Below are 19,860 nucleotides of genomic sequence, written 5' to 3'. Positions count from 1 at the left end.
GAGAGGCGCGAAGTACAGCTTCATGTCGAGTCCTTCCGTGGACGGTACAGGCGGCGAGCCTTCCCCAAACGCACCGGCTCGCGACCCCGTTTCTTCGCCTGTCCCACGCCGGAGGGCAAGATGGGGTCAGGACACACCGCGCGCAGACGACATCCCCGGCACTCGGCACCGCTCCATACCGCCTCGAAGAGGGCGGTGGTCCGGTCGATGGTGTCGAAGTCCTCCGTCACGAAGCCCATCTCGAAGTTGCGGACGTCATCGCCCTTGGCGCCCAGTCCCGCGCCGGTGAGGTTGGCACTTCCCAGGTAGACCCAGGCGCCATCCACCACCACCGCCTTGAAGTGCACGCGCGGGCACACCTTCAGTTCAAGACCGCCCTTCACCAGCCGCGAGCGGGCGTCGAACGCGGCCCGGAACGGCCGGCTGGGCAGCTCCGCGTGCAACAGCCGCAGCGCCACGCCCCGCGCGGCCAGCCCGTCCAGCACCTCCAAGAGCGGCACGAACTTCCCCGCCCTCTGCTCCACGTACATGGCCTTCACGTTGGCGGTGGCCATCCACACCGACTCGCGCGCGTGGGCCAGCTTGCGCAGCACCACCTCCTGGTACAGCGCGCTCCCCGACAGCAGCTCCGCGTCGATGGGCCTCATCATGTCGCCCAGCGTCGCACACGAGATTACACCGCGCCATCCCCCCGCCTCTCAGGACCGTCCTGCGGTGGATGCGGACCCATGCGTGGACTTGACCGGTGACCAGGGGTCATTTAACTCCGGGTCATGGCGGGAGCACTGGCCGCGAAGCGGGTCGCTCTACCGCGAGCGCGGCGGGACGAGGACAAGGAAGCGCGGCGGCGGGAGCTGCTGGACGCGGCGCGCGCGCTGTTCGAGGCCACGTCGTTCGCCCAGGTGAAGATGGCGGACGTCGCGGCGCGCACGGGGCTGGCGAAGGGGACGGTGTTCCTCTACTTCCCGACGAAGGAGGCGCTGTTCCTGGCGCTCCTGGACGACCTGCTCACCGCGTGGTTCGCGAAGCTGAACGGGCGCCTGGCGGAGGGCGGCACGTGGACGGGCCACCAGCTGGCGTGCACGGTGGCCCAATCGCTTGAGGGCGAGGAGACCTTCACGCGGCTGCTGGCGCTGATGCAGACGGTGCTGGAGCAGAACGTGACCGTGGAACAGACGCAGGCGTTCAAGGAGCGCGTGCTCGGGGCCATGGGGACGACGGCGGCGCTGCTCCAGGAGCGGCTGCCCTTCCTCACGGCCCGGACGGCGGGACAGCTCATCACCCATGTGCACGCGCTGGTGACGGGGCTGCGGCAGATGGCGGACATCGCGCCCGTGGCGCGCGAGGTGCTGACGCTGCCGCACATGGCGCCCCTGCGCGTGGACTTCACCGCCGAATTGACGGCGGCCATCACCACCCTTCTTCGCGGGCTCCAGGCCCGCTGATTCATCCCTCTTTGCGCATCTGAAGAAACGGAGCTTTGTCATGCTGGAAGCCGTCGCGTCCCTCCTTCCCCAGGCCTCGGTTGAAGTGGACCGCATCCGCGCGGTGTTCGAGTCGCAGCGCGCGAACCGCTGGAACCTGTCGCGCAGCACGCCCGCGGAGCGCATCGCCCGGCTGCGCAAGCTGCGCGAGGCCATCATCGCGCGGCGCGAGCCCCTGGCGGAGGCCATCCACCAGGACTTCCGCAAGCCGGCGGTGGAGGTGGAACTGACGGAGGTGCACCCGACGCTGGAGGAGCTGAACCACACGGTGAAGCACCTGAAGTCGTGGATGAAGCCCAAGCGGGTGGCGACGCCGCTGACGCTCAAGGGCGCGTCCAGCCACGTGCGCTTCGAGGCGAAGGGCGTGGTGCTCATCCTGTCGCCGTGGAACTACCCGTTCCAGCTGCTGATGGCGCCGCTCATCGCGGCCATCGCCGCGGGCAACGCGGTGATGCTCAAGCCCAGTGAGAAGACGCCGCACACGTCGCGCTTCCTGGCGAAGCTGGTGCGGGACGTGTTCCCGGAGAACGAGGCGGCGGTGTTCGAGGGCGGCGCGGAGGTGGCGGAGGCGCTGCTCCAGCACCCGTTCGACCACTTCTTCTTCACGGGCAACCCGAACATCGGCCGCAAGGTGATGGCGGCGGCGACGAAGTTCCTCTCCAGCGTGACGCTGGAATTGGGCGGCAAGTCGCCGGTCATCATCGACGAGTCGGCGAACCTGAAGGCGGCGGCGGAGGCGCTGGCGTGGGGCAAGTTCGTCAACGCGGGCCAGACGTGCGTGGCGCCGGACTACATCTACGTGCCGGCGTCGAAGCAGCAGGCGTTCCTGGACGCGTTCAAGGCGGTGCTGACGCGCTTCTACGGCGAGACGGAGGCGGAGCGTCAGGCCAGCCCGGACTTCGCGCGCGTGGTGGACCCCGGGGCGTGGCGGCGGCTCAAGGAGGTGCTCGACCGCACGGTCGCCGCGGGGGCGAAGGTGGAGGCAGGCGGCACGGCGGACGGGCCGTCGCGATACGTGGCGCCCACGGTGTTGTCCGGGGTGACGACGAAGATGCCCATCATGGAGGGTGAAATCTTCGGGCCGGTGTTGCCGGTGCTGACGTACGAGCGGCGTGAGGAGGTCTACGCGCACATCAACGAAGGCGGGAAGCCGCTGGCGCTGTACGTGTTCTCGCAGGACTCGGGGATGGTGGAGGAGGTGCTCCAGCACACGACGTCGGGCGGGGTGGTGGTGAACAACGTGCTCATCCACGTGGCGAACCCGAACCTGCCGTTCGGCGGGGTGGGGATGAGCGGGTTGGGGAACTACCACGGGCACTACGGCTTCAAGACGTTCAGCCACGAGCGGGCGGTGATGGTCCAGTGGATGAAGTCGCTGGCTGCCGTGTTCTTCCCGCCGTATCGGGGAAAAGCCCAGGAATGGGCCTCCCGCGCGACCCGGATGCTGGAGTAGGCACGGGCGACGCAAAAGAGGAGCCAGCATGCGCGTGGTGTCAGTGGAGGAGGCCCTGGTCCCGGGAGACCTGCAGGCGGTGTTCGACCGCCTCCAGGCGCGCCGCTGGGAGCTGGCGAAGACGGGGCCGAAGGAGCGCCTCGCGCGGCTGGAGAAGCTCAAGGCACTGCTCCTGGAGCGGCGTGAGGAGCTGGCGGACGCGCTGCACGAGGACTTCCACAAGCCGGCGGCGGAGGTGGAGGCGACGGAAATCCTCCCCGTGCTGCTGGAGCTGGCGCACGTGCAGAAGCACCTGAAGGCGTGGATGAAGCCGCGCAGGGTGGGCGCGCCGCTGCTGCTCGCGGGCACGAAGAGCGAGGTGCACCCGGAGCCCAAGGGCGTGGTGCTCATCCTGGCGCCATGGAACTACCCGTTCCACCTGCTGGTGTCGCCGCTGGTGGCGGCGGTGGCCGCGGGCAATGCCGTCCTGTGCAAGCCGAGCGAGAAGACCCCGGGCACGGCGCGCTTCCTGGCGCAGCTGCTGCGGGACGTCTTTCCCCAGGACGAGGTGGCGCTGGTGGAGGGCGGACCGGAGGTGGGCGAGTCGTTGCTCCGGCTGCCGTTCGACCACTTCTTCTTCACGGGTGGGCCGCGCGTGGGGCGCAGGGTGATGGAGGCGGCGGCGCGGCACCTGGCGGGCGTGACGCTGGAGCTGGGCGGCAAGTCGCCGGTCATCGTGGATGCGTCAGCGGACGTGGACACGGCGGCGGAGCGGATTGTGTGGGGGAAGTTCCTCAACGCGGGGCAGACGTGCATCGCGCCGGATCACGTCTGGGTGCACGCGTCGAAGGAGGAGGCGCTGCTCGCGGGGATGAAGGCCGCGCTGGAGCGCTTCTACGGAAAGACGGAGGAGGCGCGGCGCGCGACGCCGGACTTCTGCCGGATGGTGGATGACGGCGCGTTCAAGCGTGTGAGCCGGTTGCTGGATGAGTCCGTGGCGGGAGGGGCGCGGGTGGTGGCGGGGGGCGGCGTGCACGCGGAGACGCGCTACATCGCGCCCACGGTGCTGGCGGACGTGACGCCGGAGTCGGCGGTGATGGACGAGGAGATCTTCGGGCCGCTCTTGCCGGTGCTGCGCTTCGAGTCACTGGATGAAGTGGTGACGCAGGTGCGCGCGGGTGGAAAGCCGCTGGCCATGTATGTCTTCAGCCAGGACGAGTCCCCGGTGGAGCGCCTGCTGAAGGAGACGAGCGCGGGCGGCACGGTGGTGAACAACGTCGTGTTGCACAACGTGAACCCGCACCTGCCCTTCGGAGGCGTAGGGCAGAGCGGCCTGGGCGCGTATCACGGCGAGGCGGGCTTCAAGGCCTTCAGCCACGAGCGAGCCGTGGTGCGGCAGGGCCGCACGGCCTTCACGAACCTGTTCTTCCCGCCGTATCGAGGCAAGGCCCAGCGCCTGGCACGGCTCGCGAGCAAGCTGTTCGAATAGGATGGAAGGAACGATGAGCTCTGACAACGCACCGCCGCCTCGTGGTCTGTACGGGCAGCGCCCCAGCAAGAGCGCGGATACGGCGCGGAGGAGTCAGTTCGAGCGACTGGCCGCGATGACGCCCCGGGAGCGCGTGCTGCTCGCGCTCAGCCTCAAGGAGCGGATGCGCTACATCACGCCCGCGCGCGCTAGTGAGCGCGACCCCGGTAAGTCCAAGTGAGCGATACACCGGGTGCCAACCGACAGGAACGAACGCTCCATGTCGCCGAGCGCGTGGTCGGGCTCCTGGAGCAGCACGGCGTTGCCGCTGCGGTCATTGGCGCCATCGCCCTGGCGGTTCACTACTACCCTCGCCAGACGGAAGACTTCGACCTGGCGATCAACATCAATCCCTTCCCCCGGTTCCGGCAGCTCGACGAGGTCCTGCGGGAGGAAGGTTTCGAGACCGAACTCAGCTACCCGGATGCGGAAGATCCCCTGGGCGGAGTCCTTCGCGTCTCAGGAGAGGATTTCGAGACCATCGAGATCGTGAACTTCCAGAATCCATGGCCCGGCGCGAAGGACAACACCTCGCTTGCGCAAGAGGCCATCCAGTCCGCCTCGTTGGCCTTGAACCCGGGCAGTCGGCTCCGCGTGGTCGACCTTCCCCACCTCATCGCCTTGAAGCTCTTCGCGGGAGGATGGAAGTCGAAAGCCGACGTCTTGGAGCTTCTGGAGCGCAATCGGCAACACCTGAATGTTGCCGAACTGCGTGACGTCTGCGAGCGCCATGGGATGGGGCCAGCCCTTCGGCCCCTCCTCGATGAGCTCGGGATTTCCTAGCTGCGCAGGCCCGGGGCTTCCTGGCCCGTGCGCGCGACGTATTCCGTGTAGCCGCCGCCGTACTTGTGGATGCCGTCCGGCGTCAACTCCAGCACGCGGTTGGACAGCGCTCCCAGGAAGTGCCGGTCGTGGGACACGAACAACATCGTGCCCTCGTAGCGCGACAGCGCCGTGATCAGCATCTCCTTCGTGCCCATGTCCAGGTGGTTCGTGGGCTCGTCCAGCACCAGGAAGTTCGGCGGGTCGTAGAGCATCTGCGCCATCACCAAGCGCGCCTTCTCTCCACCCGACAGCACCCGGCACTTCTTCTCCACCTCGTCGCCGCTGAACCCGAAGCAGCCCGCCAGCGCCCTCAACGAACCCTGGCCCGCCCGGGGGAACGCGTCCGACAGCTGCTCGAAGACCGTCTTCTCTCCGTCCAAGAGGTCCATGGCGTGCTGCGCGAAGTAGCCCATCTTCACGCTGCCACCCAACGCCACCGTGCCTTCATCCGGCTGCGTCGTGCCCGTCACCAGCTTGAGCAACGTGGACTTGCCCGCGCCGTTCACGCCCATCACGCACCAGCGCTCCGCGCGGCGCACCAGGAAGTCCAGGCCGTCGTAGATGGTCCGCTTGCCGTAACCCTTGCTCACGTTCTTCAGGTTCACCACGTCGTCACCTGAACGCGGCGGCGGCTGGAACTCGAAGAGCACCGTGGAGCGGCGCTTCGGCGGCTCCACCTTCTCAATCTTCTCCAGCTTCTTCACCCGGCTCTGCACCTGCGCGGCGTGCGACGCGCGGGCCTTGAACCGCTCGATGAACTTGATCTCCTTCGCGAGCATCGCCTGCTGACGCTCGTACTGCGCCTGCTGCTGCGCCTCGTTCTGCGCGCGCTGGCCCTCGTAGAAGTCGTAGTTGCCCGAGTAGGTCGTCAGCGAACCGCCGTCGATCTCCACCACCTTCGTCACGATGCGGTTCAAGAACTCGCGATCGTGCGACGTCATCAGCAGCGCGCCCTCGTACCCCTTGAGGAAGCCCTCCAGCCAGATGAGTGATTCCAGGTCCAGGTGGTTGGAAGGCTCGTCCAGGAACATCGCGTCCGGCCGCATCAGGAGGATGCGGGCCAGCGCCACGCGCATCTTCCAACCGCCCGACAGCTTGCCCACGTCGCCGTCCATCATCTCTTCGGTGAAGCCCAGGCCCGCGAGGATTTCGCGCGCGCGGCCCTCCAGCGCGTACCCGCCCAGCTCCTCGAACCGGCCCTGCACGACACCGTAGCGCTCGACGAGCTTCTCCATGTTGTCAGCCTGGTCCGGGTCCCCCATGTCGGCTTCCAGCTGCTTCATCTCCGCCGCGACGGTGCTCACCGGGCCCGCGCCGTCCATCACCTCGGACACCGCGCTGCGGCCGTGCATCTCACCGACGTCCTGGCTGAAGTAGCCAATGGTGACGCCGCGGTCGATGGAGACCTGTCCCTCGTCCGGGTACTCCTGGCCGGTCATCATCCGGAACAGCGTCGTCTTGCCCGCGCCGTTCGGGCCCACCAGGCCCACCTTTTCACCCTTGTGGAGCGCGGCCGATGCCTCCACGAAGAGGAGCTGCTGACCGTGTTGCTTGCCGATGTTGTCGAGACGGATCATGTGCGTACCGAAAGGGCCCGGGGAATCAGGCGGCGCGCCCTTATGCCACGAGCCGCTCGCCGGAGGGATGGTTCCGAACCCCCGACCGCCCCAACTCCATCCACGCATCCAGGCAGGCAGGCCCCCGCCCGGGATTCCGCCCGGCTTGGAACCTGGAACGCGGGGCTCAGGCGTCCCGGTGCACCGTGCCCGGGGAGAACGCCGGGGTGCAGATGGCCACGTACTCCGCGCCCTCCTCCTCGGGGGTGCTGTAGCGGACCCACTCGCCGGGTTCGCACACCACCGTCTGACCGGCGTGCACGTCCATCACCCCGCCCTTGTGCTCCACCCGCAGCGTGCCCGCGAGCACCAGGGTGATTTCACGGAACTCGGGCGTCTGGCCCGGCTCCTCCCACCCGCCCGGGCTGCGCATGTGGGCCACGCTGATGTTGGACGTCTTGGAAGTCACCCGGCCCACGTACTCGTCAATGAGCTTCGGCTTGTTGCCCACGGCCGTCACACGGGTGGGCTTCGGGATGAGCGTGGGCATGCGAGAGGCTCCAGGAGGGGAACAGGGCAGACAGTGGCCATCCCTACCCTACCAGCGCGTGGCGTAGAGTGCCGCCGTGCTGACCGTCGACAACCATCCCCTCCTCGACCTCATCGCCTTCACCTCCTCCTGGGCTGCTCCCCTGGGGGAGCTGCCCGCGCCCGACTGGCTGCAGGCCCTGCTGAAGCCCGGCGCCACCGCGCCCGTGCAGAGCGACGACGCCGTCCGGGGCGCCGTGCGCGACCTGCTCCGCCATGGTGGCTACAAGCCCACGGGCCGGGGCAAGCCCGCGTCCGAGTACCTGGTGCGAGCCTCCGGCGACGGCACGCTGGGCACCATCAACGCCGCGGTGGACGCGTGCAACGCCGTGTCGCTGCACAGCGGCCTGCCCATCAGCGTGGTGGACCTGGACCGCGCGCAGGCGCCCTTCCGCGTCTCCATCGCCATCCAGGGCGACCGCTACGTCTTCAACGCCTCCGGGCAGACCATCGACCTGGAGGGCCTGCTGTGCCTCTTCGACGCGGAGGGCCCCTGCGCCAACGCGGTGAAGGACGCCCAGCGCACCAAGACGGACGGCACCACGCGCCGCACCCTCACGCTCTTGTGGGGCACGAAGGAGCTGCGGGGCCACACCGAGCGCGCCTTCACCTGGTACCGCGAGCTGCTGGAGCGCCTGGGCGCCACCGTCGAGCCCGTGCGCTGACCCGGGCCTACCGGGGCGTCACCGGGGCGTCACCGGGGCTTCAGGCCCAGCCCATCCAGGATGCGCGCCACCACCACGTCCGGTGGCGGCGTCACGTCCACGGTGAAGGCGTCCCTGGGGACCTCCAGCGTCTCCAGCTGGCTGGCCAGCAGCGACGCCGGCATGAAGTGTCCCAGGCGCTTCTGGAGCCGCTCGCGGATGACGGACGCGGGCGCGTGCAGGTACACCCAGCGCTCGCGCCCGGCGTCCACGGTGAGCCGCGCGCGGTAGAGCTCCTTGAGGCCGGAGAACGCCAGCACCAGGTCCTCGTCCGCTTCCAGCGCCTTCTCCATCCGCGCGCGCAACAGCTCCAGCCAGGGCTGCCGGTCCACGTCCGTCAGCGCCGTGCCCGCGGCCATCTTCCGGCGGCTCTCCACCGAGTGCAGGTCGTCCGCGTCCACGAACGTCCACCCCAGCCGGTCCGCGAGCGCGCGGCCCACCGTGGACTTCCCGGTGCCTGACACACCCATGACGATGACCAACATGCCGTTGCCGCCTCCCACGCTCGCGCTTGCTCCCCCATGCTGCGGCCTTCCCTTCCCCGGCGCCACGCGAGAAGCACGGCCGGTGACACACCGGACATCCCGGGATACCGGAAGGTGAGCGTCCGCTGTCCAACGCCATCACCCCCCGGTCCCCCATGCCTTCCACTTCACGACGGAGGAACCGCTACCCTCCTTCCATCATGATTTCCGTGGGAGCCCCCTCCGGCCGGACGCTCGTCCGGCTCTTCCTGTGCAGTGGACTGCTGACCCTGGTGGCCCTGGCCGCCTGCCGGGACCCGGCCGCCGCGGCCGGCACCGCGCTCTTCGTCACCACCGAGTTCGAGCCCTCGCTGAACGTCACGCGGCTGCGTGTCTCCGGCACCGTGGCGGACGGCACGGAGGTGCCCACCACGCTCCTGCCCGAGGACTCCAGCCGCGCGCTCCAGAGCGGCGAGACCTTCCGCGTCCTCCTGGATGGCGCCGCCAACGGCACCCAGGCCACCGTGCGCGTGGAGGGCCTGCGCGACGGCACCACCGTGATCGCCTCGGGAGAGGCTACCGCCAGCGTGCGCGATGGCTACGAGGTGGAGGTCACCGTGCGGCTGACCTCCTCCCGCCCCACTTCCGACGGCGGCACGGGCGGCGGAACGGATGGCGGCACGAACACCTTCTGCCTCGACTGCCCGGACGGCTGCTGCCGCGAGGGCTTCTGCACTGCGCGCACGTTCCTCACCTGCGGCGTGGGCGGCGTCGCCTGCGAGGCCTGCGACGGGCAGCGCACCGACACCTGCACGGCCCGGGGCACCTGCGGCTGCGGCAACGGCCCGGCCTGTAGCGGCAACACGGACCGCTGCAACATGGGCAAGTGCTTCTGCGGCCCCGGCAACGCGTGCGGCCCGGGCCTCGCGTGCGTCAACGGCGCCTGCCGCTGTGACCCGTCCACCTGCAACGGCTGCTGCGAGGGCAACAGCTGCATCCCCTCGCCCAACAAGAACCAGTGCGGCAAGGGCGGCGCGGCCTGCAAGAAGTGCGACAAGAAGTGCAACCCGGACGGCACCTGCGACTGACGTCGCGCTGGGCTCATCCTGCCTTCGCTGCCAGTTCCCGGGCCGTCTCGACGAAGAGGCGCAGCGGCCCGGAGCGCCGCGCACGGCTGGGGTAGTAGAGGAAGAAGCCGGGGACGCTGGGCGCGTAGGCCTCCAGCACCCGCACGAGCGTCCCGCTGCGCAGCTGCTCCCGCACCTCCGGCTCGAAGGCGTACGTGAGCCCGGCGCCTGATTCGGCCAGGTACTTCATCACCGAGCCGTCGTTGGTGACGACGCCTCCGCGCACCGGAACGCGCCAGTTCCTGCGGCCCCGCTCCAACTCCCAGGCATAGAGCGTTCCGGTCGTGTGCGAGCGGAAGGTGATGCACTCGTGGCGCAGCAGGTCCTCGGGCTTCCGGGGCGTCCCGTGGCGTTCGAGGTAGCGGGGAGAACCCACCACCACGAAGCGGAAGGCGTCGGTGAGCCGCAACCGCACCATGTCACGCTCGATGGCCTCACTCAGCCGTACACCCGCGTCGTAGCCCTCCGCCACGAGGTCCACGAAGCGCTGCTCGATGAGCATCTCCACCTCCACCCGAGGGTGACGCTCGCGGAAGGTGGACAGCAACGGGCCCACGATGAAGGGCACCGCCATCGGCGGGGCTGACAGGCGCAGGCTGCCCACCGCCTCGCCGGGCTGGGCGGCCACATGGGCGAGCGCCTCCACGGCCTGCCCAAGTCCAGGGCCTGCCTCCTCCACGAGGCGCCGTCCGGCTTCGGTCAGCGCCACGCTGCGCGTCGTCCGATTGAGCAGCACCACGCGGAGCTGCTCCTCGAGCACCCGCACCGCCTTGCTGACCGCGGGCGTGGAGACCCCCAGCTCGCGCGCCGCCCCACTGAAGCTGCGCAGACGCGCCACCGTGAGCAGCACGTGCAACTGCGGAAGGAGAGCCGTCTTCATGGCGTGAGTCCTCTGCGAAGCCAGGCGGGAGTCCGGCGCCGCGTTCTTAACCCTTGGTTAAGAGCCCATTGGCTTTCTTGCGTCTAGTCCGGAGCAGGACCGGGGCGTACTTCTTTCCCATCGGTTCGAAGCATTCGCCTTCCGCGCGGCATCCAGCCGCCGAGGGCCACCGGAGGATCCTCATGAGCAAGGTCTGGTTTGTCACCGGCGCCAGCAGTGGCATCGGTGCGGGAGTCGTCAGGGCCGCACTGGAGGCAGGGGACCGCGTCGTCGCCACGGCGCGAAACGTGGAGAAGCTGCGGTCCGCCATCGGAGTGCAGGCGGGTGAGCGGCTCGCGTTCGTGCCGCTGGACGTCACGAAGGAAGAGCAGGCACAGCAGGCTGTCGCCGCCGCGGTCGGGCAGTTCGGGCGCATCGACGTGCTGGTCAACAACGCCGGATACAGCCTCATCGGCAACCTGGAGTCGCTGACCCCGGCGCAGATCGAGCAGCAGTTCGCGACCAACTTCTACGGCGTGCTGCACGTGCTGCGCGCGGTGCTGCCCGTCATGCGGCGGCAGCGCTCCGGGCGCATCTTCAACGTGTCCTCGATGGCCGGCGTCATCGGCTATGCGACGGTGGGCGCCTATGCGGCGACGAAGTTCGCTGTCGAGGGACTCTCGCTGTCGGTCGCCCAGGAGGTGGAGCGCTTCGGCATCAAGGTGACGGTCGTCGAGCCCGGCTTCTTCCGCACCGACCTGCTCGCCCCCCAGTCCGTCGTGTTCGGCGACCTCACCGTCGAGGGCTATGACGCGCCGGCGGCCGTCAAGGCGCAGTGGCAGGGCTACCACCACAACCAGTCCGGTGACCCCGCGAAGCTCGGTAGGGCGCTCGTGCGGCTGGCTGGGATGGAGACGCCGCCGAAGCAGTTCTTCGCGGGGAGCGACGCGGTCAGCGGCATCACCGCCGACCTCGAGGCGCGGCTCGCCGAGGTGCGGGCGCACAAGGACCTGTCGGTTTCGACGGACGGCAACTTCTAGCGACTGGCCACGACGAGCAGAGGGAATCCTCCATGAAGAAGAACGAGCAGACACCTGAAGCGGGCACGAAGGGCCGGCGGGGCCTCAGCCGCCGTGACCTCCTGATCAACACAGCCCTCCTCGGAGCAGGGGCGGCGGCCGGGACCTGGGCATGCGCCACGCCGTCCGGGCAGTCCAGGGCTCCAGTCATCGGAGGCGCCCCGATGAAGACGCGGAAGCTGGGAAGCCTGGTGGTCTCGGAGCTGGGGCACGGGTGCATGAGCATCAGCGCCAACTACGGTCCCCCCGCGGACCGGAACCAGGGCATCCAGGTCCTCCGGACGGCCCATGAGAAAGGAGTCACCTTCTTCGACACGGCCGAGGTCTACGGCCCCTACACGAACGAGGAGCTCGTCGGAGAAGCACTCGCGCCCATCCGCGACCAGGTCGTCATCGCGACCAAGTTCGGCTTCAACCTCGAGGGCCCTCCGGGGCTGAACAGCCGGCCCGAGCACATCCAGAAGGTGGTCGAGGGTTCGCTGAAGCGCCTCAAGACGGACCGCATCGACCTCTACTACCAGCACCGCGTCGACCCCCACGTGCCCATCGAGGATGTGGCGGGTGCGGTGAAGGACCTGATTGCCCAGGGCAAGGTCCTGCACTTCGGCCTCTCCGAGGCGAGTGCGCGGACCCTCCGTCGAGCGCATGCCGTTCAACCGGTCACGGCCGTCCAGACCGAGTACTCGTTCATGGAGCGGGACGTGGAGACGAATGGCGTCCTCGCGGCGTGCGAGGAGCTGGGAATCGGCTTCGTGCCGTGGGGACCGGTGGGGATGGGGTTCCTGACCGGAAAGCTCGGCGCCAGCACGAGGTTCGACCCGAAGGCCGACCTTCGCTCCGGCTTCACGCGCTTCACCCCGGAGAACCTGGCCGCGAATGCGCCCATCGTGGAGGCGCTGCGGAGCGTTGCCGCGAAGAAGGGCGCGACGCCCGCGCAGGTTGCGCTCGCGTGGCTGCTGTCGCGCAAGCCGTGGATCGTTCCAATCCCGGGGACGCGCAACCCCATGCACCTCGAGGAGAACCTGGGGGCTCGCCACGTCCAGCTGACGGCCGCGGAGCTTCGCGAGCTGGAGACGGCCTTCTCCAAGCTCACGGTGCACGGCGGCCGGATGAACCCGATGCAGATGGACCTGGTCGACTCGACGAGGTGAACAGGCGCCTGGAATCAACGCACGGTGAACGGGCGCGAGCTTCCTGAATACGGGTGCACGCGCCCGTCCCAGCCGGACTTCCAGTTGCCTTCGTGCACCAGCCGGTAGGTGCCCGGCGGCGTGTCCCGGGGGATGGGCCAGTCGATGCGCACATGCGAGCACGCGAGCGTGGGCACGCAGTACTCGCGCTGCCAGTGGTACAGCGCTCCGCCCTCCCCGTCGTGCGCCACGTCCCGCCACGCGCCGTCCGCCTGCCGCCGCTGCACGCGCAGGTAGGTGCCGCCGAGCTTCAAATCATTGCGCGGATGGCCGCCCCAGAAGGTGACGCTCGCCGTGTCGCCCCGCGCGTACGATGCCTTCGCCTCCTCCGCGACGGCGCCGAAGTCCACCCACAAGAGCTTGTCGTCGAACACCACGCCGGGCTGCAGCCCCACCACCGCCTTGCGCAGGTCGCGCGGCGTGGGCCCGGGTGCCACGGACACCCCTTCGCGCAAGCCGGCCGCGAGCCCCGCGAAGGACTGCTGCAGCGCCGCCAGCGTCCACGGGCCGAAGTGCGTGGACGCGCCCTCGTAGTCCTGGCGCGCGTACTCCTCGCGCGTGGCCACGTAGCCCGAGTAGGCGTTGGCCGGCCCCGCGATGACCACGTCCGTCACGCCCGAGGACTGGAGCTGCGCGCGCACCGTGTCGCGCAGCCGGCGGCCCGCCATGGTGGTCATCTCGAAGGGCACCGCCACCAGCGCCAGCGGCCCCACCGTCACCACCTGCAGGGGCAGCACCTCCGGAGTCCACGGATAGGGCTTCATGGTGCCCATCTCCAGGACGATGGGCTTCTCCCCCTGGCAGGGCGTGGTGACGGCGGCGCAGGTGAACTGGTTCCACACGTCGTGGACGGACTCGCACGAGGCTCCTTCCGAACCGAAGCCCGGCCCGTCCTCCGCGCCCGCCAGCATCGACACGCCGATGGCCGCCGGGCAGGTGCGGTGTGCGCTGCCGTCCGCGAACGCGGGCGCGACGTCCACCGCGTCCATCTTCACGTAGGCGTGCCGGTAGTCCACGCCGCCCAGCACAGGCATCGCGGCGGTGGCCCACAGGTGCGCGGCGAAGTCGTACTGCTTCTTCGCGGAGATGGCCGCGGCCTCGAACTCGTTCGGGCCCCGGCCGTCCGGACCGCCCAGGTTGTTGGGCGTGACGTCGCCCTCGTTCGAGTTCGCGAACGCGGCGACGAAGCTGTCCGGGCCTCCCGGCGTCAGCCCGCCCTCCCCCACCTCGAACGCGTGGGACGCGAGCCCCTTGTTGTCCCCGCTGATGTACGTGTTGGTGTTGCCAAGGGACGTGGCGTGCACCGCGAACCAGTTGACGAGCCCCAGCTCGCGCCCGTCCGCCCCCGTCATCCGCAGCAGCGTCATGCGGGTGTCCACGTTGTCGGGGTAGCGGGCGCGCTCGGCCTCCGGATTGCGCAGGTAGGCCTCTGGCGAGCGGTTGGCGCTGGCGCCGTGCAGGTCCCCCGAGGACAGCCGCAGCGAGCCCTCGGCCAGGCGGGCGTTGGCGCGCACGATGGAGTCCGTGATGCCGGAGACGATGGCCTCGAAGTTCTGGGGCACGAAGCCGAAGCTGGTCAGGTCGTAGAGCGTGTAGTGGCTGAAGCCGCCCGGCCCGGAGTGCGTATGCGTGGCGCTGAGCAGCACGTTGTCGTCGGAGAACGTGTCGCCCAGCTTCGCGCGCAGCCGCTCCACCACCTGCTGCTTCACCGCCTGGAACACCATGCCCAGGTCCGCGCTGACGAAGGCCACGCGGCGGCCATTGCACGGCGAGGCGATGACGAACGCGCGCGAGTACAGCCGCAGGTGGATGCCCTCCGTCTTCTGGGACACCTGCGCGTAGCCCATCATCCCCACCTCCGCCGCGGGGCCGGTGATGTCCGAGCGCGCCGCGCCCATGAGGAAGGTCGCGGAGCCCGCGCACGCGTTCGCCGGAGCGTCGACCCGGGCTTCGGCGGGAGCCTCGGCCGCGTCCGCGCCCGTCCCCAGCGCCAGCACGCAGCCCAGCAGCAACCCGAGCACGGGGGCAAGGCGAGCGGTCAGCGTGCGCATGGCGTCCTCCACGGCCTGCCGGAAGAAGAAGGGCCCCGGTGGCGGCGAAGTCCCAGCGTGTCGCAGCCGTTTCCGGGAGGGCACCGCACGCGAAGGCAGGCCGTCCGGCGCTCCACACTCGAACACGGGGGCGCGGCGGATTCAGTCCATTTCGCGGCAGCGGACGGGCGGCGCGCTTCCCCGCACGGACGCGAGATGCGGGGCGGCTCAGGCCGCGGATGCGGCCCGCGCGGCGTGCAGGGTGACGCGGAAGGTGGCGCCGTGGCCCGGCGCGGACTCCGCGGCGATGCTGCCGCCCAGCGCGCGCACGATGGTGTCGCAGATGGACAGGCCCAGGCCGGTGCCCTGGCCCGGCGCCTTGGTGGTGAAGAACGGGTCGAAGATGCGGCGCAAGAGCTCCGGCGCGATGCCCCGGCCCGTGTCGCGCACGTCCACCACCACCCGGCCGTCGTCGTCCACGCGGGTGATGAGCCGGATCTCGTGCGTGTCCGTGAAGCCCTCCGGAATCGCGTGCGCGGCGTTGATGACCAGGTTGAGGAACACCTGGAACAGCTTGCCCTCGTTGGCGCGCACCGTCGGCACGGTGCCGTACTGCTTCACCAGGCGGGCGCGCGGGCGGATTTCACTCGCCGCCATCTGCGCGACGGAGTCCAGCACGCGGTGCAGGTCCACCGCCTCCTCGTGCGCGTCGTCCACGCGGGAGAAGACCTTGAGCTGGCGGACGATCTGGCGCATCCGCTCGGAGCCCTCGCGCGCGTCGTCCAGCACCTGCTGGTACTCCATCAGCTCCTCGGCGCCCAGGGGCCGGGGCATGGGGCCCAGCGCGCGGTGCAGGAACTCCAGGTTGGAGAGCACGTAGGACAGCGGGTTGTTCAGTTCGTGCGCGATGCCCGCGGCCAGCATGCCCATGGAGGCCAGCCGGTCTCCCAGCATGAGCTGCGCCTGCATGTGCTTGCGCTCGGTGAAGTCGCGCGCCACCGTCACGCGCGCGGGCACGCCGTCGAAGAGCACCCCCAGCGTCACCAGGTCCGCGCTCACCACCTGCCCGTCGCGGCGCACCAGCGGCACCTCGTGCGAGCGGGCCGCCAGCGCCCCGTCCTGCGCCTCCTCCAGGTGGCGGCGCGCCACCTCCTGGTCCTCGCGCCGCACCAGGCCCAGCAGGTGCCGGCCCAGCAGCTCCGCCGGGTCCTGGTAGCCCAGGTAGTTGGCCATGGCCGGGTTCACCGTCAGGAGCATGCCGTCCGTCGTGTGCACCACCACGGGGTCCGGGAAGCCTTCGATGAGCAGGTGGAAGCCGGCCTCCGTGCGGCGCAGCGCCGTCTCCGTGCGCACGCGCAGCGCGTCCGTGGTGTGCTGCTCCAGCGCCAGCGACAGCGCGCCGGCCGCGCCGGAGAGCAGCTTCACCTCCACGTGAGACCAGGGCCGCGCGTCGTCGCAGTTGTCGAAGCCGATGAAGCCGAACGGCTCCCCGTGCACCACCAGGGGCAGCACCAGCAGCGAGCGGATGCCCTGGGACAGCAGCACCGGCGCGTTGTCCGCGCCGAAGTCCTCCGGCTTGCCCTGCACGGCCTCGCCCCGGTGGAGCTGCTCCAACTGGTGCAGCTCGAAGGCCTGGTCCACCGGCCACGCCTGCGTGTCCGGGTTGTCCAGCTCGCGCGAGACTCCGGGCGCGCACCACTCCGCGCGCTGGGACTGGAGCATCCGGCCGGACGCGTCGCGGTGGAACTCGAAGACGTAGGCGCGGCTGGCGCCCGCGACGCGGCCCAGCGGATCCAGGATGGAGTTGTACAAATCCCCGGAGGTCTCCGGCGCGAGCAGCCGCCGCTGCACCTCCACCATCGCGCCCAGGTAGCGCTCGCGCGTGGTGGCGGCGTCCTCCGCCAGACGGCGCGGGGTGACGTCCACCAGCGTGCCCAGCACACCGCCCAGGTGTTCCGGGTCTCCCGTCGCGGACAGCTCCACCCAGCGCGGCTGCGTGCCACCGGAGGCCAGCCGCAGCTCCAGCCGCGCGGGCACGTCCGTGCGGGCGGCCGCCGTGCGCAGGAGCGCGCGCGCCTGGTCGCGGTCCTCCTGATGGAACAACTCCACGAGCGCGCGGCCCGTCCACGCGTGCACGGGCGCTCCGACCAGGCGCTCCCAGGCGGGGCTCGCCAGGAGGAGCCGGCCCGCGGCGTCCAGTTCGAAGAGCACCTCGCGCAGGAGCGACCCGGCCCGCTGGAAGCGGCGCGTGTCCACGAGGTCGCGCACCACGGATGACTGCGTCAGAGCAGCGGCGCTCCCCGTCTCGCGTTGCTCCTGCGACACCGCGGCCTCCTTCATCACGAATGAAACGGGCTGTGTCATGAACGCGAGACCCCCCACCCGGTGCGTCCGGGTCCGAGCCCTCTCTCCGTCTCACCGCGCCTGAAGCATAAGGCGCTCGAATGTTTCAAAGTCAATGGACCCACCCGGGACTCAAGGGTTTCCCTCTGTATCAGGGGGCTCCCAGCCCCCGGGGATTCCGGAACGTGGGCGTTGACGGCGGTCCCCAAGCAGGCGTGCAGGCACACCGCCGACAATGGCCCACGGGGGCACGTCGCGGGTGACGACGGCGCCCATCCCAATCACCGCGTGGTCGCCCACGGTGACGCCGTCGGTGATGCCCGCGTTGGCGCCCACCCAGACGTCCTGGCCGATCACGATGCCCTTCGACGTGACGGGCTGGTCGCGCACGGCGCGGTCCGGCGCGAGGCCATGGTCGAAGGCGTAGAGCGTGGCGCCGGTGGCGATGCGGCTGCCCTCGCCGATGTGGATGCCGCTCGCGCCGCCATCCAGGCTGACGCGCGCGTTGAGGCTGACGCGCGGCCCCAGCACCACCGGCCCGTGCACGAAGGCGTCCGCGCCGATGCTGCACCCCGGCCCGATGCGCACCGTGCGGCCGGGCTCGGCGAAGATGCGCGCCTCCGGGGCGATGAAACATCCTTCCGCGATGTCGACGGTCTCGAGCACGCGCAGGCGGTCCTGCACCTCGCGCTGCCAGGCCTCCGCCCACTCGCGGTGGCGCGGCTTGAGGCTGAAATAGAGCCACGGCATCCACGACAGCCGCAGCTTGTGTTGTTCACGGCGTTGCGCTTCCAGGTCCACGCCGCCCTGACTACCACGGGCGCGGCGTCAGCCGGAGGCAGGCGCTGGCTCCCCTGCCGGCTCTACCGTGAAGTGGCAGCGCTCGCGCTCCTCCGCCACGGCCTCCGCGTCCAGGGGGAGGGGCGACAGGCGGCAGACCATGTCGTCGGGCTCCCACGGGTACGGCTGGCCGTCCAGGCGCACGCGCCCCTCGGCCACGGCGCGCGTGGCCTCCACGAGCGACAGCGAGGACAGGTCGCGCATCAGCGCCTCGAAGCGGCCCTGGCGCTCCGGGGTGGCGAAGTGGAAGCGTCCGCGCGCGACGACGGCCAGGTGGTACCACATGGGGCGGAAGGCCACGCCCGCCAGGCCCAGGCGTTGGGCCATGGTGAGCAGCAGCTCCGTCGTCTCGCGCGACAGGCCCAGGCCGGGCACCTGCTGGCCGGGCAGCTGCGGGCGCTTGTCGCTGAAGCGCGCGCGCGGGTGGCGCAGGGACAGCCAGTTGGCGAAGAGGAACGTCTCCCCCTGGAGGACCTTCTTCTCCAGCACGGAGTCCGACAGCAGGTGCTCACGGCCGCCCGCGTGGCCCAGCACCATGATGCGGTCGCCGGTGCCGCCGGTGGAGGCCACCTGCACGCGCAGGCGGCTGTAGCCCAGGCGCTCCACGTACGACAGCATGCCGTAGCGGAAGAGGGCGTACTCGATGCCCTGCGCCGTGTAGTGGCCCAGCACGCGCGGCTGCACCTCCGGGCCCAGCCGCAGCGGGCCCTCCAGGTCCTCCAGCGAGAAGGGCTCCCACTCCGGCGTCTTCCCGGCGGTGTCCGCCTTCTCCGGATCCAACAGGTGCGCGATGCGCTGGAAGCGCGCGCTCAACGGGTCGTAGCGCGCGGTGATGCGCTGGTGGCCCAGCCCCGCGAGCACCAGCACGGTGCCCGCGAACAGCTTCCAGGATTCCGGGTGGTAGCCGCCGCCGGGCAGCCACACGCTGGCCCGTCCCCGCAGGGCGCCGGCGATGGCCACGTCGCGTTTGCGCGCGCCTTGAAGCGTGATGCCCACGCGGCCGAAGCGGTCCCCGGACAGCACGTCCCCGCCCGCGATGACGAAGGTGATGTCCGACGGGGGCATGCGCGCGAGCAGGTCCTTCACCTTCTGCACGTAGGTGACGTCGTCGCAGCCGTCGGGCACGCGCGTCTCATCCACGCCGGGGGGCAGCACGCCCCAGTCGCTGCCGGACACGGAGCCGATCCACGCCTTGGGCTGCCCGGCGAGGCACGCGGCGGTGCCATCCGGCGGATGCGCGTCCAGGTCCAGCACGGCCACGGAGCCGTCGAAGCCGGAGGCGCGCAGGTCCGCCACGGCCACGGCGATGTCGTTGACGGTGCAGAAGCCGCCGCCCTTGTCCGGGCGCGCGTGGTGGAAGCCGCCGGCCATGTTGACCACGGGCCCCTGCCTCGCGAGCGCCAGCCGCGCCGCGCCTAACGTGCCTCCGCACACGAGCCGCACGCTGTCCAGGAGCGCGTCCACGGGGACCTCGGACGGGTCGGTGGCGTAGATGCGCGCGAGCGTCGCGGGGTCGGAGAGGGACTCCAGGTAGCGGGCGTCGTGCACGCGCGCCAGCTGGGCGTAGGAGACGGGCACGGGGTGGCGCACGTCCGCGGCGCGCACCACGCCGGCCTCCAGCAGGTACCAGGTGGTGAAGTCGGTGCCGCGCGGCTCGATGCCCACGGAGGACTCGATGCCGGAGAGGGGCAGCCGGTACGCCTCGTCGTAGAAGACGTGCACCCTGCCGCGGCCCAGGCCCAGCTTCCACAGCCACGCCTGGATCATCCGCGCCTCGCGGGTGGCAGGGGACGGCGGGTGTTCACGGGAGC

General features: G+C 70.3%; 18 protein-coding genes. 9 read left to right on the top strand and 9 right to left on the bottom strand.

Annotation, left to right across the window (positions count from 1 at the left end; translation table 11 throughout):
- Positions 1-20 precede the first annotated feature (20 nt).
- Entirely contained in the window at positions 21-647 is a 627-nt protein-coding gene (locus D7W81_RS02785; RefSeq protein WP_120553766.1) for a phospholipase D-like domain-containing protein, read from the bottom strand.
- A gap of 126 nt (positions 648-773) precedes the next feature.
- Here D7W81_RS02785 and D7W81_RS02780 point away from each other — a divergent pair, with 126 nt between their 5' ends.
- From D7W81_RS02780 to D7W81_RS02760, 5 genes are read left to right on the top strand one after another with little or no spacing between them, the layout of a single operon-like run.
- Positions 774-1,445 carry a TetR/AcrR family transcriptional regulator gene (locus D7W81_RS02780; RefSeq protein WP_120553745.1) on the top strand — a complete coding sequence of 224 codons (672 nt, stop codon included), beginning with the start codon at positions 774-776 and terminating at the stop codon, positions 1,443-1,445.
- Between the two features lie 40 nt (positions 1,446-1,485).
- Positions 1,486-2,937: an aldehyde dehydrogenase family protein gene (locus D7W81_RS02775; RefSeq protein WP_120553744.1), complete on the top strand. Its 1,452-nt coding sequence runs from the start codon at positions 1,486-1,488 to the stop codon at positions 2,935-2,937.
- A 28-nt stretch (positions 2,938-2,965) separates the two neighbouring features.
- Complete coding sequence (locus D7W81_RS02770) at positions 2,966-4,405, top strand: aldehyde dehydrogenase family protein (protein ID WP_120553743.1); 1,440 nt, start codon at positions 2,966-2,968, stop codon at positions 4,403-4,405.
- 13 nt (positions 4,406-4,418) lie between these two features.
- On the top strand, positions 4,419-4,625 hold the full coding sequence (locus D7W81_RS02765; protein WP_120553742.1) for a hypothetical protein: 207 nt from the start codon (positions 4,419-4,421) through the stop codon (positions 4,623-4,625).
- Positions 4,622-5,227, top strand: coding sequence for a hypothetical protein (locus tag D7W81_RS02760; RefSeq protein WP_147445330.1), 606 nt, complete (start codon positions 4,622-4,624; stop codon positions 5,225-5,227). The genes D7W81_RS02765 and D7W81_RS02760 overlap by 4 nt, the downstream gene beginning before the upstream one ends.
- On the opposite strand, the gene D7W81_RS02755 is transcribed toward D7W81_RS02760, so the two are convergent.
- Positions 5,224-6,846: an ABC-F family ATP-binding cassette domain-containing protein gene (locus D7W81_RS02755; protein ID WP_120553740.1), complete on the bottom strand. Its 1,623-nt coding sequence runs from the start codon at positions 6,844-6,846 to the stop codon at positions 5,224-5,226. The two genes, D7W81_RS02760 and D7W81_RS02755, sit on opposite strands and share 4 nt — an antisense overlap.
- Before the next feature lie 166 nt (positions 6,847-7,012).
- The gene (locus tag D7W81_RS02750; RefSeq protein WP_120547286.1) at positions 7,013-7,375 is read right to left on the bottom strand and encodes a cupin domain-containing protein; all 363 of its coding nucleotides are present in this window, start codon (positions 7,373-7,375) and stop codon (positions 7,013-7,015) included.
- Positions 7,376-7,451: 76 nt separating this feature from the next.
- On the opposite strand from D7W81_RS02750, the gene D7W81_RS02745 reads away from it, so the two are divergent.
- A complete protein-coding gene (locus tag D7W81_RS02745; RefSeq protein ID WP_120553739.1) occupies positions 7,452-8,078 on the top strand; it encodes a phenylalanine--tRNA ligase beta subunit-related protein in 627 nt (208 codons plus the stop codon).
- Positions 8,079-8,107: 29 nt separating this feature from the next.
- Here the strand turns inward: D7W81_RS02745 and D7W81_RS02740 are convergent, their stop codons facing one another.
- The gene (locus tag D7W81_RS02740) at positions 8,108-8,602 is read right to left on the bottom strand and encodes a gluconokinase (RefSeq protein ID WP_120553765.1); all 495 of its coding nucleotides are present in this window, start codon (positions 8,600-8,602) and stop codon (positions 8,108-8,110) included.
- A 209-nt stretch (positions 8,603-8,811) separates the two neighbouring features.
- On the opposite strand from D7W81_RS02740, the gene D7W81_RS02735 reads away from it, so the two are divergent.
- The gene (locus tag D7W81_RS02735) at positions 8,812-9,669 is read left to right on the top strand and encodes a hypothetical protein (protein WP_244226927.1); all 858 of its coding nucleotides are present in this window, start codon (positions 8,812-8,814) and stop codon (positions 9,667-9,669) included.
- Between the two features lie 13 nt (positions 9,670-9,682).
- On the opposite strand, the gene D7W81_RS02730 is transcribed toward D7W81_RS02735, so the two are convergent.
- The gene (locus tag D7W81_RS02730; protein WP_120553737.1) at positions 9,683-10,588 is read right to left on the bottom strand and encodes a LysR family transcriptional regulator; all 906 of its coding nucleotides are present in this window, start codon (positions 10,586-10,588) and stop codon (positions 9,683-9,685) included.
- Positions 10,589-10,770: 182 nt separating this feature from the next.
- Between D7W81_RS02730 and D7W81_RS02725 the strand changes: the two genes are divergently transcribed.
- Entirely contained in the window at positions 10,771-11,607 is an 837-nt protein-coding gene (locus D7W81_RS02725) for an SDR family NAD(P)-dependent oxidoreductase (RefSeq protein WP_120553736.1), read from the top strand.
- A 203-nt stretch (positions 11,608-11,810) separates the two neighbouring features.
- Positions 11,811-12,797, top strand: coding sequence for an aldo/keto reductase (locus tag D7W81_RS02720; RefSeq protein WP_120553735.1), 987 nt, complete (start codon positions 11,811-11,813; stop codon positions 12,795-12,797).
- A gap of 14 nt (positions 12,798-12,811) precedes the next feature.
- On the opposite strand, the gene D7W81_RS02715 is transcribed toward D7W81_RS02720, so the two are convergent.
- The 4 genes from D7W81_RS02715 to D7W81_RS02700 form a co-directional block, all read right to left on the bottom strand.
- Positions 12,812-14,887: a neutral/alkaline ceramidase gene (locus D7W81_RS02715; protein WP_120553734.1), complete on the bottom strand. Its 2,076-nt coding sequence runs from the start codon at positions 14,885-14,887 to the stop codon at positions 12,812-12,814.
- 207 nt (positions 14,888-15,094) lie between these two features.
- Positions 15,095-17,230 (bottom strand): ATP-binding protein, encoded by a 2,136-nt coding sequence (locus tag D7W81_RS02710; RefSeq protein ID WP_244226926.1) that lies wholly within the window; start codon positions 17,228-17,230, stop codon positions 15,095-15,097.
- Between the two features lie 111 nt (positions 17,231-17,341).
- Positions 17,342-18,010, bottom strand: coding sequence for an acyltransferase (locus D7W81_RS02705; RefSeq protein WP_120553733.1), 669 nt, complete (start codon positions 18,008-18,010; stop codon positions 17,342-17,344).
- Positions 18,011-18,037: 27 nt separating this feature from the next.
- Complete coding sequence (locus D7W81_RS02700) at positions 18,038-19,816, bottom strand: histone deacetylase family protein (RefSeq protein ID WP_120553732.1); 1,779 nt, start codon at positions 19,814-19,816, stop codon at positions 18,038-18,040.
- Positions 19,817-19,860: the final 44 nt, after the last annotated feature.

Source organism: Corallococcus aberystwythensis (assembly GCF_003612165.1).
Taxonomy (GTDB): Bacteria; Myxococcota; Myxococcia; order Myxococcales; family Myxococcaceae; genus Corallococcus; species Corallococcus aberystwythensis.
This window is presented reverse-complemented; position numbering and strand designations above follow the sequence as displayed.